Source organism: Pseudomonas uvaldensis (assembly GCF_021271205.1).
Lineage (GTDB): Bacteria > Pseudomonadota > Gammaproteobacteria > Pseudomonadales > Pseudomonadaceae > Aquipseudomonas > Aquipseudomonas uvaldensis.
Map to the genome: position 1 here is coordinate 682,758 of NZ_JAIWKS010000002.1, position 15,628 is coordinate 698,385.

The 15,628-nt window shown below is 62.5% G+C and carries 12 protein-coding genes; 5 read left to right on the top strand and 7 right to left on the bottom strand.

Features of this window, described 5'->3' with window-relative positions; all coding sequences use genetic code 11:
- Positions 1-132 precede the first annotated feature (132 nt).
- Positions 133-759, bottom strand: coding sequence for a TetR/AcrR family transcriptional regulator (locus LCU97_RS06350; protein ID WP_053156795.1), 627 nt, complete (start codon positions 757-759; stop codon positions 133-135).
- 99 nt (positions 760-858) lie between these two features.
- Between LCU97_RS06350 and LCU97_RS06355 the strand changes: the two genes are divergently transcribed.
- Positions 859-1,500 carry an NAD(P)H-dependent oxidoreductase gene (locus LCU97_RS06355; RefSeq protein ID WP_232775905.1) on the top strand — a complete coding sequence of 214 codons (642 nt, stop codon included), beginning with the start codon at positions 859-861 and terminating at the stop codon, positions 1,498-1,500.
- Here LCU97_RS06355 and LCU97_RS06360 read toward each other — a convergent pair.
- Positions 1,497-3,068, bottom strand: coding sequence for a L,D-transpeptidase family protein (locus tag LCU97_RS06360; RefSeq protein WP_232775906.1), 1,572 nt, complete (start codon positions 3,066-3,068; stop codon positions 1,497-1,499). The genes LCU97_RS06355 and LCU97_RS06360 overlap by 4 nt on opposite strands.
- Before the next feature lie 165 nt (positions 3,069-3,233).
- Here LCU97_RS06360 and LCU97_RS06365 point away from each other — a divergent pair, with 165 nt between their 5' ends.
- Together LCU97_RS06365 and LCU97_RS06370 are read left to right on the top strand one after the other, a co-directional pair.
- Positions 3,234-3,914 (top strand): murein L,D-transpeptidase catalytic domain family protein, encoded by a 681-nt coding sequence (locus LCU97_RS06365; RefSeq protein ID WP_053158805.1) that lies wholly within the window; start codon positions 3,234-3,236, stop codon positions 3,912-3,914.
- A 58-nt stretch (positions 3,915-3,972) separates the two neighbouring features.
- Positions 3,973-4,911, top strand: a complete 939-nt coding sequence (locus LCU97_RS06370) for a class I SAM-dependent methyltransferase (RefSeq protein ID WP_232775907.1) — start codon at positions 3,973-3,975, stop codon at positions 4,909-4,911.
- A 29-nt stretch (positions 4,912-4,940) separates the two neighbouring features.
- On the opposite strand, the gene LCU97_RS06375 is transcribed toward LCU97_RS06370, so the two are convergent.
- The 4 genes from LCU97_RS06375 to LCU97_RS06390 all read right to left on the bottom strand — a co-directional run bounded on the left by LCU97_RS06375 (position 4,941) and on the right by LCU97_RS06390 (position 12,234).
- A complete protein-coding gene (locus tag LCU97_RS06375; RefSeq protein WP_232775908.1) occupies positions 4,941-10,067 on the bottom strand; it encodes a leucine-rich repeat domain-containing protein in 5,127 nt (1,708 codons plus the stop codon).
- A gap of 137 nt (positions 10,068-10,204) precedes the next feature.
- On the bottom strand, positions 10,205-10,807 hold the full coding sequence (locus tag LCU97_RS06380; RefSeq protein WP_053156808.1) for a LysE family translocator: 603 nt from the start codon (positions 10,805-10,807) through the stop codon (positions 10,205-10,207).
- A gap of 53 nt (positions 10,808-10,860) precedes the next feature.
- Complete coding sequence (locus LCU97_RS06385) at positions 10,861-11,697, bottom strand: AraC family transcriptional regulator (protein ID WP_232775909.1); 837 nt, start codon at positions 11,695-11,697, stop codon at positions 10,861-10,863.
- 111 nt (positions 11,698-11,808) lie between these two features.
- A complete protein-coding gene (locus LCU97_RS06390) occupies positions 11,809-12,234 on the bottom strand; it encodes a GlcG/HbpS family heme-binding protein (RefSeq protein WP_053156813.1) in 426 nt (141 codons plus the stop codon).
- A 212-nt stretch (positions 12,235-12,446) separates the two neighbouring features.
- Between LCU97_RS06390 and LCU97_RS06395 the strand changes: the two genes are divergently transcribed.
- Positions 12,447-13,532: an aromatic ring-hydroxylating dioxygenase subunit alpha gene (locus LCU97_RS06395; RefSeq protein ID WP_232775910.1), complete on the top strand. Its 1,086-nt coding sequence runs from the start codon at positions 12,447-12,449 to the stop codon at positions 13,530-13,532.
- A complete protein-coding gene (locus LCU97_RS06400) occupies positions 13,529-14,479 on the top strand; it encodes a PDR/VanB family oxidoreductase (RefSeq protein ID WP_232775911.1) in 951 nt (316 codons plus the stop codon). The genes LCU97_RS06395 and LCU97_RS06400 overlap by 4 nt, the downstream gene beginning before the upstream one ends.
- A gap of 123 nt (positions 14,480-14,602) precedes the next feature.
- Here the strand turns inward: LCU97_RS06400 and LCU97_RS06405 are convergent, their stop codons facing one another.
- Entirely contained in the window at positions 14,603-15,316 is a 714-nt protein-coding gene (locus tag LCU97_RS06405) for a GntR family transcriptional regulator (protein ID WP_053156821.1), read from the bottom strand.
- Positions 15,317-15,628 lie beyond the last annotated feature (312 nt).

Below are 15,628 nucleotides of genomic sequence, written 5' to 3' on the forward strand. Positions count from 1 at the left end.
TCCCGTGTTGGACATAATTAAGAACCGGGAAACGCGCTCGGGGTTCGTTTTTTCTGGCTCGCGCCCAAGTCTTTGCGCGGTGGATCCGGAAGCAAGCCTGTGGGAGCAAGGCTTGCCCGCGATAGCGGTGGGTCAGGCGACCGGAATGTCGATGGTTCGTTCAACCATCGCGACAATATTCAGCAACAGCTCTTCCTTGGCCTCGTCCGTGCTGATGTCCCCACTGGCTGCTGCGTCGGACAATGCTTCGGCGGCGCCGAGCATCGCCCGCAATCCCGCTTGGCCGATGCCCCTGGGGCCAGCGAACGGCTCCAGTACGGCACGGCATTTATCCAGGAAAATCGCCTCATATTCGCGCTTGATGCGCTCTAGCTCCGGTGAACTGTCCAGCGCAGCGATGACCCCCGGAATCTCCCGCCCCTGTTGCTGCACGCAATCGACATAGGACGAAGCAATGACCGCGGCCCGCCCCTGCAGGGTGGCTTCGCTCGCCTCCAGGGCGACGTCCATGAGCGCCGTCTGGCGCGCATCGTAATCCTGGTAAAGCGCCGCCAGCAGCCCCGGTCGGGTAAGGAAATGGTCATACACGATGGGCTTGGTCACCCCCGCCTGTTCAGCGAGCCGCGCCAGGGTCAAGGCTTCGCTGCCCTCCTCCCGTACCAATCGCCAGGCGACGTCCAGCAGTTGCCTTTGCCGGTCCTCCCTGGAGAGACGACGACGAGGGGGAACGGAAGATGGATTTTGCTCATGACTTGACATGCTTACTTTACCAACCGTAACTTACTAATAGTAACTTACCAAACGTAACTTAACCCCAGCATACCGCTTTGCGGTTTGCGTGACAGCAGGAGTTTCGCCATGCATGCACTCATTGTGGTAGCCCATCACAACCCTCGCTCCCTGACTCATAGTATTGCTACCAGAATCGCCGAGGGCATTGCCCACGCCAACCCCGCCGATACCTTCGAAATCGCTGATCTGGCCGCCGAAGGCTTCGATCCACGGTTCGGGTTCGCCGACCACGCGGTACACCACCGCGAAGCCTCGCCGCCCGCGGATGTACTGGCCGAACAGGCCAGGATCGACCGTGCCGATGCGCTGGTTCTGGTGTATCCGATTTATTGGTGGTCGATGCCCGCGTTGCTCAAGGGCTGGATCGACCGAGTCTTCTCCAACGGCTGGGCGTTCGATTTCAGTCTGGACAAGCCGTTCATCAAACAACTGCAACGCTTGCGGGTGCACCTGGTGGGCGTCGGTGGTGCCGATGCCGATTCGTTCCAACGCCATGGCTATGACGAGGCGATGACCACGCAGATCGACCATGGCATCTTCGATTATTGCGGTGCCCAAGTGATGAGCTCTCAGCGTTTGCTCGAATCGGAAACGCTGGATCCCTCGATTCACCTGGAAACAGCCTTTGCCCTCGGCCAACGGTTGTTTATTCGCTCGAGCGAAGCGGCATGGGCCCACGCCGATGCCGAATGCGTCCAGCCCGTTTAAAGCGCACGGCTCCCGGCAGCAGACAGGGCAGCGTCACGCTTGTAGATATCCGGGATATACACCGGCTGCCCCTGACTGTCGGCCTGCGCGGTCCAATAGCTCATCAGGATCGACACGGGCCTGGCCAGCCTGAACTCATGGGTCTGTTCGCTGGCCAACAGCGTGTCGGTGCGGGCGCGTTCGGCGGGACTGAGCAGCAGGTCTCGCAGGTGCATCACTTGTTCGATTCGCACGCAGCCCGAACTGAACGCCCGTGGCCCTTTGTTGAACAACGCCTGGCTGGGGGTGTCATGCAGGTACACCGAAAACGGATTGGGAAAACGGATTGCCATTTTGCCCAGCGGATTCTTCGGCCCGGGATCCTGGCGCAGCATGAGGTCGCCGGGATGGTCCCAGTCGATATCGGCGGCCGTCAGCGGCAGACCGTCCCTGTCGATGATCCTCAGGTTCTGCCGCCCGAGGAATTCCGGATCGCGGCGGATCTCGGGCAGTTTGTCTTCACGCAGGATCGTCGGGGGAATGGTCCAGGTGGGGTTGAGCGTCAGGCGCGTGACCCGGGATTTGAGCAAGGGCGTTTCCCGCTCCGCTCGCCCGACCTGGGTACGGGTCTGCCAGACCGGCAACCCGCCCTGGTAGACCGTCAACTGGGCTGCAGCGACGTTGACCAGGACGCTGTCCGGCTCCAGGTCCTGGGCCATCCAACGCATACGCTCCAGGTTGATGCGCAGCTGTTCGCGTCGCATGGCCGGGCTGATGTTCAACTCGGTCACGGTCCATGGCCCGACCACCCCATCGGCTTGCAGCGAGTGCTGGAGCTGAAAGCTTTTCATTGCTTCGACCAGCGTCGGGCCGTAGTGCTCGTCAAGGTCCGGCGGCAGTTCACTCAGATAACCCTCGTTGAACAACCGCTGGGCCAGGACCGGGACGCGAGCATCGTGCTTGTCCGGCTGTAGCAGCGCGCCACTGGGTACTGGCTGCCAATCGCCAATAGGCTGCTGCCGTTGCCGGGCATAAACCTGACGCAAGTTGCGATACAACGCCAAGCTCGGCCGGGCCTGTTCGAAAGCGCCGGCCAGGTCTTGCAGCCCTGCCCCGGCGATTGCCAGCACCGTGGCCTGACGGTCCTGTGGCTGTGGATTGGCTTTCCACACCGGTTCCAGCCGGTCCTGGGGCAAGTAGCCGAAACGCAGGTCATGCAAGGCTTGCAGGTAACGTTGGCTGATGGCGATGTCCATACAGGCCGCATTCCCGGAGGCGTCTGTGGCCGGCCAGCTGTAGCGGGACGGTTCCAGCCCATCATCGGCCAGCTGCTCCAACTGGGTTCGCAGCGCCGCGAGTCGTTCGTCGCCCGACCAGACGGCCTGGCCTGCGTTTTGCTCATAGAACGCCTGCAAACTCAGCATCGTCGGAAAGTCGACACCCGCCGCCAGCGTCGGACAGTTAACCGACAATTGCGCCAGAGTAGTGCTCACCGGGACCGGTTCGCCAAACGAAACGTCACCGGCCGTCGCGACCAATGGCGAAGCGAGCCATAAAAGGCTCAAGTAACATACGGACTTTTTGAACAACTGCTTTACTCCAATCCATGGCCGTCTCGTTGACGGTGAACTTTGCGACAGGTAAGACCCGCCATCATGATGCAAACCAACGAATACGGACGGGATGCCGCGACTCTCTCTCTGCCTGGAAACCTTTCATCCGCGCTGACCTTCATTCGCCGACTCTGCCTGGTCGTGACAGGCCTCGGTGTCTTGTGCAGTCCGGCACTGGCCGACAAGGCAAATTCTCAAACGCTTTACAACAGCCTCGCCCACGCCGCGCCGGAACTCAATCCCCAGGCGCTCAAAAGTGCCTTGAGCGCGATGCAGTGCGCGGTTGCAAACGGTGCGCGCCAGGCTCGCCACCTCGCGGTGATCGACTACTCCCAACCGTCCACGGCCCGGCGTCTGTGGATCTTTGACCTGCGCCAGAAGAAGCTGGTCCTGCGCGACCTGGTGGCCCATGGGCAGAAGTCCGGGGAAAACTTCGCCACGCAATTTTCCAATCGCCTGGGCAGTTACCAGTCCAGCCTCGGGTTGTTTCGCACCCAGGAAAGCTATCAAGGCACCCATGGCTATTCGCTGCGCATGGATGGCCTTGAACCGGGCTTCAATGACCAGGCCCGGGATCGGGCCATCGTGATCCATGCCGCCGATTACGTGAATCCCCTGTGGAGCCTGCGCCAGGGACGCATCGGACGCAGCCAGGGCTGCCCCGCCGTGCGGCCCCAGGTGGCGCGCCAGGTCATCGACAAGCTCAAGGGCGGGCAATTCATGTTTTCCTGGTACCCGGATCCGGGCTGGCTCAAGCGCTCGGCCTATCTCAACTGCCAACCACAGCAGGTCGCCAGTATCCTCGCCACCAGCGGGGGGTGATTGCACCCGAACGGCCGGTGGTTAAAATGCCGGCCTTTCGAATCGCTGGTGTTGCCTGATGAACCCTCAAGCCCTTCAAACCCTGCAATCGCATTTGCTGACCGCTCTGGCGTCCGTACCCGAAGAAACCCGGCGTCTGTTCCATGGTCGTGGTCGTTGCTGGTCTGGGCTGGAGCAGATTACCGTCGACTGGCTGCAAGGGATTGTGCTGGTTTCGCTGTTCAAGGAACCCGAACCAGCGCAGTTGGAAGACCTGCTCTCGATGCTGAGATGCCTCGCCGCCTCGCCCACCTGGCAGCACAGCACCGCCCATACCCTGGCCGTGCAACACCGCTACCTCCCTCAAAGCCTCACCCAATGGCTTGTGGGCGAGCCGATCGACGAATGGACCCTCACCGAAGGTGGCCTGCGCTATCGGATTGACCTGGGCAAGAAGCAGAACAATGGACTGTTCCTGGACATGCGCTACGGTCGCGACTGGGTGAGGGCCAATGCTGACGGCAAGCGGGTGCTCAATCTGTTCGCTTACACCTGCGGCTTCTCGGTGGCGGCCATCGCAGGGGGCGCCCGGCATGTGGTGAACCTGGACATGTCCCGTGCGGCCCTGAGTCGTGGCCGCGACAACCATCGCCTGAACGGCCATGACCTGAACCAGGTCAGCTTCCTGGGGCATGACCTGTTCAAGTCCTGGGGTAAGGTGATCAACAACGGCCCCTACGACCTGGTCATTATCGACCCGCCTACGTTCCAGAAAGGCAGTTTCCTGCTGACCAAGGACTACCAACGCGTGCTGCGTCGGCTACCGGAACTGCTGGCGCCCCAGGGTACGGTCCTGGCCTGCAGCAACGATCCAGCCACAGGTCCGGACTTCCTCATCGAAGGCGTTACCCGGGAAGCACCGGGGCTGGCCTTCGTGCGGCGCCTGGACAATCCGCCGGAGTTTCCCGACGCCGATATCGCTTGTGGCCTGAAAGCCCTGGTGTTCCAGGCTACCTGACGGCCGCTGGGCGGTAGCAGGCAGCTTCATCAGGCGGTTGGAGCTGCCGGCGATGCCGGTCGCAATGGCCACCAGGGATCCACCAGTTCGGTCGTCAGGCGACGCACCAACGCTTCGATCTCCCGGCTCTTGACCGAACGATAGATCGCCATGGTTCGCCGCAACTGGTCTTCGGTGAGCATCACCGGCTCCCCGGCGGCCCAGTTCACATCCGCCACGCCTTCGAGGCCGACGCGGCGCCACACCGTTCCGTTGGCTTGCGGTACTTCCTCCAGGGCACTGGGCAGGCCTGCTTCCGGCCGGGCGAGATTATCCAGCAGTACCCGAGGCCAACGGGACGGGTCCACGGGCTCGCTGAAAGCATCCACCAGGTCCTCCTCAACACGGTCCCAGATCGCCAGTCCTTCGGGCCACTCATGGGACATCAATCCCAGGTACGGACGCCAGGTCATTTCCCCTACCCGCGGCGCATGGTCGTTGCTGTTGAACGTATCCTGGGCGTCGCTTAGCCAGTCGATGTACGCGTCACGGGTAATCGCGGCGTAACGCTGCGCGGCATTGGGATAACGGGTCGTCAGGACCTGGTTCCAATAGCTGTAGTGGTCCCCCAGGAATCTCGCGAAAGGCACGCTCTGGGGTTCAAGGCGCGAGCGCTGGATCGACTCGAACGATAGAAAGTGCAGCTCCAGTTCGGCGATATCCGGTGGTTGCCTGTCCAGGACGCGCGCTTGCAGGCGCGTACGCAGTTGGCCCAATTGCAGATCGAAATCCGCCAACCGTGTGGCCAGTTCCGGGTAAAGCGCCGGAGAGCCGATATAGAACTGCAGGATGGCCGCGGCCCTCTGGCGCTCGCCAAGTGACAGTCCGCCGGGCGCTTCGGCATCGGCATCGCGGATGGCGCCGCTGAACCAATCGATGAAACGGCGTCCCCCCGCGTCGTCGCGAGCGGCTTCCAGGGCTCGCTGAAGGTCGGGAAAGATGTTGAGCCAGTCATCGACGGTATAACGGAAAGCTTCGGCGTCCAGGGCACGAAGGAGCTGAATCTGAGCGCTGGGCAACGGGTTATCCTCCAACCACAACCCGAGGACATTCTCCCTTGGCATGGCCTCGAGGGCGGGGATCAGATCATCCTGGATGTGGGTGATGCGGTTCCCTTTCAGGTCAACGAAAATCGGATCGCTCGAGGGCCTCGAGAGCACTCTCAACGCCAGGGGCGGTACCCGATCGAGCCCGGCGTTGGCCAGCTCCAGCTCAGTGAGGGATGTGAGTTCCGGCAGATCAGGCAGTTCGCGGCAATTATTGCCACTCAAGCGCAAATCCTGCAGGTCCGTGGCGGCACGCAGGAACGCGCTGCCCTCTTCATCCAGGCGCAGACCGCAGCGCACCAGATCCAAACCCTGTAGTCCGGGCAAGGCGGTGATGGCCTGCAGCTCCTCGAGGGTGAAGTTCAGGTTGTCCGACCATACCAGCTCACGCAGCGCGGGCAGCTCGGCCAGACGGCCGATGGCCGCGACCATACGGGCACTGACAACTGCATCCCCTGCGCTGCTGATCTGCGACAAGTGCAGCTCCCGCAGGTTGATTGCCCGATCTTCGCCCAGGAGCGGAGCAAAGACATTGGCATCTATGTTGAGCGGATTCGCCCCCAGCGCAAGCTCTATCAACGACGGAAACTCTCCCACCGCCACGGGCACCGCGGTGAGTTTATTGCCATGCAGGCGCAACGTATCGAGATTGGGGAACAACCTCAGGAAATCCGAGGGGTCCTGGTCCAGGTTCATATGGGCCAGGGTCAATTCCTCGATATGGTCGAAACGTACGCTGACGGGAGGAAGCCGGCCGATATCCCATCCGGACAGGCGCAGTATCAGTTCACTGTCGTCCCTGCCCGGCTCGGGTTCTCGCCGCCATGCACGACGGATTTCCTTCGCCACGCTCTGGCGACTGAAGAGCACATCCGCACGTGCGTACTCATTCTCGACGGGATGATGGACGCCCTCGAAAAGCTCCCATTGTTGCAACGCGGTATCCAGGGTGGCCCACTCATTGCCCAACCGGGCGACCAGATCATCCAGACTGATACCTTCGCGCTCGGCCTGCTCGGTCAAGCTCCACTGGAGCCTTTCCAGGGCATCACCGGCGTAGTAGGGAAATAACTGTTCCAGACGCGCCGCGAGGCTCGCACGCCAACGCAGCAATGGCAGCCGCCCGCGGCCACTGAGCGGATAACCCAGGCTCCCGTTCAGCCATTGCGGGGAATATGCACCGCCGTCGAGGCGCTTGAGCGACAGGTACGGCCGCAGGCCCTGCCGATCATCGAGGGCCAGGTCGAGCAGTTTCTTGCGGAACCGGGCCGCGTCCCAGATATTCAAGCCCAATGCATTGCGAGCCTCGTCCGACATCGCCCTGAGCAAGGCTTCCTCCAGGCTCCGAACCGCAGCCAGCTCAACGCCTTCCTGGTCGAAAGAAAGGTATTCTTCACCGTCCTGACGAATGACTTTCAACGGCCCGTCCGCGCCCATTTCCAGCGGCTGCTCCAGCTCCCGCGAGAACAGGCGAAGGTGCAGCTTGCCCCGCAACTCCGGTAGATCACCCAACAGCCCCATGACGATCCGGTCCCGATCGGCACTGCTTTCGCCACGCTCCAGGTTACGCAGGACCCGGGTCAGGCGCAGTTCATCCTGAGCCTGCGCGCACAGTTTGCCCAGGCTTCCCGTCACCCGGCCCTCCCGCAGGCGCAACCGCTCCTGGCCATGGGATTGCCGGGCAAGTTCGTTGGCCATGGAGCGCGACAGGCTCTTGAAAGCCAGAGCCACGGGGGCCGCCAGCGGATCGAGTTCATCGGGTCGGACCATGGCCGAACTCAACTGCCCGGCGTGGCGCTCCAGATGATCGGCCCAGTGCCCCGCCAACAGGTCGCTGAGCTCGGCCGGGCGCGGGCCAATGGTGCTTTGCCCCAGTAACCTGTCCCGCTCATCCACGCTCAAGCCGGCGAGGATATGATCCGCCCAGGCGCCCTGCTCCAGATCCATACTGCTCAGGTCCAAGATTCGCGTAGCGGCTGCTTCCCCCCGGAGATGAACCCCCAGGCCATCCCGGTAGCGCAGCGCCAGTTTTCCTGGCCAGCCGGGCAAGTCCGCGAGTGTATGGGCTATCTGATAATGCAAGGCCCCAGGCGATTCGCCACGGCGCAAATGCCCGATGGCCTGCTGCACCCACTGCCAGTTACGGGCTTCATCCAGGGCATCGGCGAGCAGCGCCGGCATCGGCTGCCCGTTCATTTGCAAGTACCGCAGGTGATCTTCGCTGGCACCGGCCTGCCGTTGCACGATCAGAATCCTGTCGTCGTTCAGTTCGTCGGGCGTCTCGGAAAAATTTCGTAGCAGCTCCAGACTGTTCCGCTGCAGCGGGTTGCGGTGCGCCCACTGCCAGCCGCGGCCACGGCTCCATTCCAGAAGCGGCGTCACGCCCCGATGGTCGGCGGGCAGGCGCAGAGCCATTGCATCGCGCCTGCCCTGCACTTCGTAATAATGCCCCTCGATTTGTACCCAAGCTTCGTCCTCGGTACGCCAGACACCCCAGGCATCCTGCTCGGCTTCCACAGGCGGCAAGCGTCGCGCCCGGTACGGGGTGAGATCGCCATTCCAGAGTCGCGTGCTACCGTCACGCATCGGCATGGGCTCCACTGCGCCGCCGACGAACCCCAGGTAAGCGCCTTGGGCGATACCGAACAACACGTTGAAGATGTGATCGATCCCTTCCTGAGCATGCCGCTCGTTGAAAGCCTGGATCCCCTCGAATACTTCATAGATCAGGCGGACGCCGCCCACCGCTGCCGCCGCCATCCCCACCGGGGCACAAAACGGGATGAAGCTGGCGGCGAGCATCAGCGAGCGCTCGGCCAGGCTTTCCCAATACTCGAGCCGGGCCATCCAGGCTTGCCAATCCTGGTCACGGGTCGGCACCATCAGCGCCGAAGCGTTGGCCAGCGTGTGGGCGCGCCATTCACGGTAGCGGTCGTGCCAGTGATCCCCGCGCACATCGCCTACATCCCAGGCTACATGGGGAGTTGGAACGCGAACGCGACGACTGTCTCCCCCCTCCCCCGGCTCGCCCTCGCGCCACCCTTCGATACGGGCATGGATCTCCTGGAAGAGATTGGGGTTATCCTTGATCTCCCACTCCACCTGATCGTGCAGGGTCGCGCCGATGCGCGCCCGCAGGCGCTCCGGGAAATAACGCATCAAGCTCTCGCGGTAGCTGCGCTTGCGCAGCCGTTCGGTCAAATGCGCCGCCATGGCCTGGATGCTGTGGAACTGCTTGACGGGCGCCACCACATCATGGGGCAAGTGCAGGACCACCGGGCGATTGCCCTTGGCGTCCCCCTCCAGCCCCCAGTACACGCGCGCACCGAAGAGCGGCACCGTCAGCACCTGAAGCGACTTGATCTCACAGCCGAGGGCGACGACGTTATCGTGCAGCCTGACCCCGGCATGGGCCAGCAGGCGCTCTCCGGTTTCGTCCAGGCGACCGTCCAGTTTCGCCTCATAAGCGTCATAGGCCAGCAGGCTGCGCGCATAGGTGATGTAGGCCTTGGCAACGGCGGGAACCTCGGTGCCGATACGTGGCAAGTGGTTTTCCAGAAGGCGCTGGTACGCGCCGCCCACGTCCACGCGCCGGCAGAGCGCCGCAAAGCTGGCAGGGGTGATCGGCAGTGTCGGGATATCGGAGGAGGCCCCCCAGCGGGTGAACTCGCCACGTCGGCCCTGGATATAGAGTTTGCCGTTTTTATCGAAATCGCCGCCGGTGAGCGCATCGGCCGGCGGATAATTGCGCATGGCGGCCTGGATCACCGACAACGAGGGATCGGTGACGTAGGGACCACGCTTGACCCGCGCCCGGCGGACCGCCTCCGCCGCGCTCCGGCTGCCGTTGACCGGACGCCAGGCCTGCACCTCCGGCTGGGCCTGCAACAGGTTCGCGGCAAAAATTTCCGGGGGTGTCAGGCCGATCAACAAGGCGTTGAGCGCGTCGCTGTCGCGCTGTAATTGCCGGGTGAGCGTCCTGAAGCGTTCCTGCCGGGGTCGTGAGGCTTTTTTCAGCCAGGCGGGCAGCCTGGCCTGGATAAACTCGACATGGGTATCGAGGGTAGACATAGTGAACCTCCATCCTTGGGGGCGATTGGAAATCGGTCAGGTCACACACCTGAGCCGAGGCGCGGATGATGCTCTCGGAAACGCCTGTCCTTGGGAACCTTACAACCGTTGCAAGGGGTTGCAGACCACCCTGCCCCTCACACCACCAGCGTCAGCCACGCCGACAACAGCAACAGTACCGCCATGACCCGGTTGAACCGGCCCATCGCCTCGGCGGAACGGCAGAATCGCGCCGCGCCGAGCCCCAGGTAGGCCCAGACGGTCATGCAAGGAATCGAAATCGCAAAGAACGCCAGGGACAACCAGAGCACCCGCGCCGTGCGATCGATCTCGCTGCCGGCAAAAACGCTGACCACCGCCAGGGCCATCATCCAGGTTTTCGGGTTGACCAACTGCAACGCCGCCGCCCCAGCCAGCCCGAGTCGAGGGCCTTCGACGGGATGTTCAGGGTCGATGGCCTGGGCCGGTGCGCTGAAAATCTGCCAGGCCATCCAACTCAACCAGGCGATGCCGGCCCAGGACAGCCCTGTCTGGATCGTCCCATGGCGCGCCAGCACGTCCCCCAGCCCGGTGCCGACCAACAGCACCAGCAACGCCGCTGCCGCGCAGGCCCCCAGGATGATCGGCAAGGTAGTCGGCAGGCCGAAACGCGAGCTGTGGCTCAAGACCAGGATATTGGTGGGGCCCGGGGTGATGGAGGCGACAAACGCGAACAAGGCAAACGGCAGTAACTGATCCATGGAACAACGTCTCGGTGAATGATCGTGGCTCGATCATCCCGATGAGGCGTCGTTCAGTCTGGAACGTTTGAGCAGCGCTTGCGGTAGTGCGCAGGAGTCATGCGATAGGCCCGCTGGAACCAGCGGCCCAAGTGACTCTGATCGGCAAACCCGAGCAAGGCGGCCACCGTCACGACGCTCTCGCCCCGTGCCAGCAAACGCCTGGCGCGGGCCAGTCGCAATTGGATCAGATAGGCATGGGGCGCCAGTCCGAACGCGGCCTTGAAGGCACGGGTCAGGCGAAAGCGATCCACGCCGGTGGCCTGTGCCAGGTCATCCAGGCCGATGTCATCGCCCAGGTGGCTGTGCAAATAATCACGCGCCTGCTGCGCTACCAGTGGTAGCCGTGGATCGGGATTGATCCGGGCCCGCCAGTGCAGATGCCGGGTCAGGTCAGCCAGCAAGGTGTCGAGGGCGGTCTGGCGTACGATGCGGATTTCCTGCTGGTGCAGGCTCTGGAACGCAACGGCCGTGGCGTGGGCCAGTTGCGCGTCCTGTGCGAGCGTGGCAGCGAAGCCGAGCTGCGCGTTATCCGGCGCCACGTCGAACAGCGAGCGCAGCTCCCGCTCCAACCAGTGGGGCTGCAGATACAACGTTCGGTAAGTAAAACCGCTGGCGTGAGGGGCATTGCCGTCGTGAATCTCGCCCGGCTCGAGCAGGAACACCTGGCCCGGCGTGCTGTTGTGCTGCTGGCGACGGCAATGGAACTGCTGCACGCCCTGCTCGGTCACGCCCACCAGGTAGGCATCGTGCCAATGGGGGTCGTACGCATGCCCTTCGAAATGCGCACGCACGGTCTCGATACCGGACGTGGCGTCCTGCTTGAGATCGATCCAGTTACGCGAAGTCATGAGTCGCCCTGTCTTGAGTCATTGGCTCGCAGCAGATTAACCGCTGCGGGGGACGGCGTCTGGAACATTTGTGCAAACGCGCCGTGGGAGATTGATGTCAGTCGACGCTCATCACGCATCGGGCGAAAGCATCGGCAGCACGGTTCCCACCGCCAGCCGCGCCAGTTCGGCGTCCTGTTCGGCCTTGACCCCGGATACCCCAATGGCGCCGATGCACCGTCCGTCATGCCGGATGACCACGCCACCTTCGAGCATCCCATGCAGATGCGGTGCGCTGAGGAAAGCATGGCGACCACCATTGATCATGTCTTCGTAAAACTTGCTGTCACGCCGGCCCATGGCAGCGGTACGGGCTTTTTCCAGGGCAATGTAGGTCGATAACGGTGAAGCATCATCCAAGCGCAACAGCCCCAACGGATGGCCTCCTTCGTCCACGACACAGACCGACACCGCCCATTGACGCTGGTGCGCCAGCTCCTTGGCAGCCACCAGCAATTGCGCGACATCTTGTTCTGTCAGTACCGCTTGATTCTTCATCAATCACTCCGCAGTGCAACGCAAGGGTGCGTGAAAGTATGGCTTCGCAATCTTTCGAGCCAACCCCGCGCGGATTGGTTCAACCAGACCACCACGGAGCCAATGGATCCATTAAAACTCAATATCGACGAATTCATCAGGAAAACATTGACAGAAAAACTAGTTAAGAGACTTAATGGATCCACAAAAACAAATCGCCCTGGAGATCCCTCATGTATCCCAAGAACGCCTGGTACGTTGCGTGCACCCCCGATGAAATCGCCGGCAAACCACTGGGCCGGCAGATCTGCGGTGAAAAAATGGTGTTCTACCGTGGACACGGAGGCAAGGTCGCAGCCGTGGAGGACTTCTGCCCTCACCGTGGCGCCCCGCTGTCCCTGGGGTATGTCGAGAACGGCAATCTGGTGTGCGGTTATCACGGCCTGGTGATGGGGTGCGACGGCAAGACCGTCGAGATGCCGGGACAGCGCGTACGTGGTTTCCCTTGCAACAAGACCTTTGCGGTGCAGGAGCGTCATGGGTTTATCTGGGTCTGGCCCGGTGACCAGGCACAGGCCGATCCGGCGCTGATCCATCCGCTGGAATGGGCGGAGAGCGACGAATGGGCCTATGGCGGGGGGCTGTTTCATATCAATTGCGATTACCGTCTGATGATCGACAACCTGATGGACCTGACCCACGAAACCTACGTGCACGCGTCGAGCATCGGCCAGAAGGAAATCGATGAAGCGCCACCGATTACCACGGTGGAAGGCGACGAAGTGATTACTGCCCGGCACATGGAAAACATCATGGCCCCGCCCTTCTGGCGCATGGCCCTGCGTGGCAACAACCTGGCCGACGACGTGCCCGTGGATCGCTGGCAGATCTGCCGCTTCACCCCACCCAGCCATGTCATGATCGAAGTCGGCGTCGCCCACGCCGGTAACGGTGGCTACCACGCGGCGCCACAGTTCAAGGCGTCGAGCATCGTGGTGGATTTCATTACGCCGGAAACCGAGACGTCCATCTGGTACTTCTGGGGCATGGCCCGGAATTTCCAGCCCCAGGACGAAGCCCTCACTGCCACCATTCGTGAAGGTCAGGGCAAGATTTTCAGCGAGGACCTGGAAATGCTGGAGCGTCAACAGCGCAATCTGCTGGATCACCCGCAACGTAACCTGCTCAAGCTCAACATCGATGCCGGCGGCGTGCAATCGCGGCGGGTGCTGGAGCGCTGGATCGCTCGTGAACGGGAAACCCAGGCCGGATTGATCGCCAACACCCGCCAACCTCAACTCGGGGAGCTGCGGCCATGATCGAGGTCCAGGTCACTGCCCGGCGCGACGAAGCCCTGGACATCTGCAGCTATGAGCTGGCACCTGTCGATGGGAGGCCGCTGCCGACGTTCACCGCCGGCGCCCATATCGATGTGCACCTGCCCGGCGGCCTGATTCGCCAGTACTCGCTGTGCAACCACCCGGAGGAACGGCATCGCTACCTCATCGGCGTACTCAAGGACCCGACGTCACGAGGCGGTTCCCGCAGCTTGCATGAACAGATCCTGCCGGGCGCACGATTGCACATCAGCGAACCGCGCAACCTGTTTCCCCTCGCAATCCAGGCCCGACACCACCTGCTGTTTGCCGGAGGCATCGGCATCACGCCGATCCTGTGCATGGCCGAGCATCTGGCCCAGAGTGGCGCATCGTTCGAGTTGCATTACTGCGCCCGATCCCGGGAGCGGGCAGCCTTCCTGGAGCGCCTGCGCCAGTCGCCGTATGCCGACCGGGTGTTTCTGCATTTCGACGAAGCGCCTGAAACGGCGCTGGATGCCGCCCGAGTACTGTCGGCACCCGATAACGAGGTACATCTCTATGTGTGCGGCCCCGGCGGCTTCATGCAACATGTACTGGACACCGCCAGAGCCCAGGGATGGAACGACACCTGCCTGCACCGCGAATACTTCGCCGCCACCCCCACCGACACACGCGACGATGGGCGCTTTTCGGTGAAGCTTGCCAGCAGTGGTCAGGTGTTCGAGATCCCGGCGGACCGCAGCGTGGTGCAGGTGCTGGAAAGCCACGGCATCGACATTCCGATTTCCTGCGAACAAGGTGTCTGCGGCACTTGCCTGACCCGGGTGCTGGAAGGCGTGCCGGACCATCGCGACCTGTTCCTCACCGAGGCCGAACAGGCGTGCAACGATCAGTTCACGCCTTGCTGTTCGCGGTCGAAGACAGCGGTGCTGGTGTTGGACCTATAACACTCCGAACACCTCCCATCTTGTGGGAGCGGGCTTGCTCGCGAATGCGGTCGATCAGTCATATCGCAGTCGACTGATGCACCGCATTCGCGAGCAAGCCCGCTCCCACAAAGGCACTCATGTTCACTGCGGACGAAGAATCACCTTCATCCGCTCATCGGCCAGGGTCGAGCCGAACACCTGCGCGTAGCGCAAAGTCGCGTTAGCATGCTCGCGCATGATCGCCTCGGCCCGGGCGCCCTGGCGATGGATCAAGGCGTCGAACACCGAGTGATGCTGCATGTGGGCATAGTTGAAGCGACGATACTCGGCGGCCATGTTCTGCCGGTCTACCGCCAGTGCGGTCACCGAAGCGAATGGCAGATGGTCGTTGCGGGCAAGCGCGTCGGCAATCGCCGGGTTGTGGCTGCCTTCGACGATCACTTGGTGAAAGCGCATGTTGAGGTCGTGATAGACCTCCAGGTCTTCCTCGGTCACATAACCCTTGGCGAACAACTCATCACCCTGCACCAGGCATCGTTCGAGCGTGGCACGAGCTTCTTCGGACAGGCCACGCTCGGCCGTCTGCCGGGCCGCCAGGCCTTCGAGCACGCCGCGCACCTCGACGGCACCGGCAATGTCCTCGGCGCTGACCGAACGCACCTGAAATCCCCGACCGCCAAAGCGCACCAGCAGCCCTTCCTGCTCCAGGGTCCGGAACGCCATGCGCACCGGCATCCGCGAAACACCGAACAACTGCGCGGTAGGAATCTCCATCAGCCGCTCACCAGCCGCCAGCTCACCGGAGGCGATCATTTTGCGCAATGCAACCAGCACCGTTTGGCCGGGCTTACTCATCCACAGACTTCCAGGGAGAAAGACAGCCGCCATAGTAGAAGGCCTGGGACTGGGTGTCACGGCGGGGGTGCAATACAGGTGGAGGGAATAGTTGTTGTGGGAGCAAGGCTTGCCCGCGATGGCGGTGGGTCAGCTAGATCGATTTGTCCGGCAGGCCGCTATCGCGAGCAGGCTCGCTCCCACAGCGTTTCGGTCGATACTCAAACATCTTCTTTGCCACACCCCCCTGTGGGAGCGAGCCTGCTCGCGATAGCAGAACATCAGCCAACATCAATAAGGCTGACCCACCGCCATCGCGGGCAAGCCTTGCTC

What these genes read in the sequence shown, in the direction of transcription:
- LCU97_RS06350 (WP_053156795.1), bottom strand. Translation starts at nt 759, where the DNA reads ATGTCAAGTCATGAGCAAAATCCATCTTCCGTTCCCCCTCGTCGTCGT.
- LCU97_RS06355 (WP_232775905.1), top strand. Translation starts at nt 859, where the DNA reads ATGCATGCACTCATTGTGGTAGCCCATCACAACCCTCGCTCCCTGACT.
- LCU97_RS06370 (WP_232775907.1), top strand. Translation starts at nt 3,973, where the DNA reads ATGAACCCTCAAGCCCTTCAAACCCTGCAATCGCATTTGCTGACCGCT.
- LCU97_RS06375 (WP_232775908.1), bottom strand. Translation starts at nt 10,067, where the DNA reads ATGTCTACCCTCGATACCCATGTCGAGTTTATCCAGGCCAGGCTGCCC.
- LCU97_RS06380 (WP_053156808.1), bottom strand. Translation starts at nt 10,807, where the DNA reads ATGGATCAGTTACTGCCGTTTGCCTTGTTCGCGTTTGTCGCCTCCATC.
- LCU97_RS06385 (WP_232775909.1), bottom strand. Translation starts at nt 11,697, where the DNA reads ATGACTTCGCGTAACTGGATCGATCTCAAGCAGGACGCCACGTCCGGT.
- LCU97_RS06390 (WP_053156813.1), bottom strand. Translation starts at nt 12,234, where the DNA reads ATGAAGAATCAAGCGGTACTGACAGAACAAGATGTCGCGCAATTGCTG.
- LCU97_RS06395 (WP_232775910.1), top strand. Translation starts at nt 12,447, where the DNA reads ATGTATCCCAAGAACGCCTGGTACGTTGCGTGCACCCCCGATGAAATC.
- LCU97_RS06400 (WP_232775911.1), top strand. Translation starts at nt 13,529, where the DNA reads ATGATCGAGGTCCAGGTCACTGCCCGGCGCGACGAAGCCCTGGACATC.
- LCU97_RS06405 (WP_053156821.1), bottom strand. Translation starts at nt 15,316, where the DNA reads ATGAGTAAGCCCGGCCAAACGGTGCTGGTTGCATTGCGCAAAATGATC.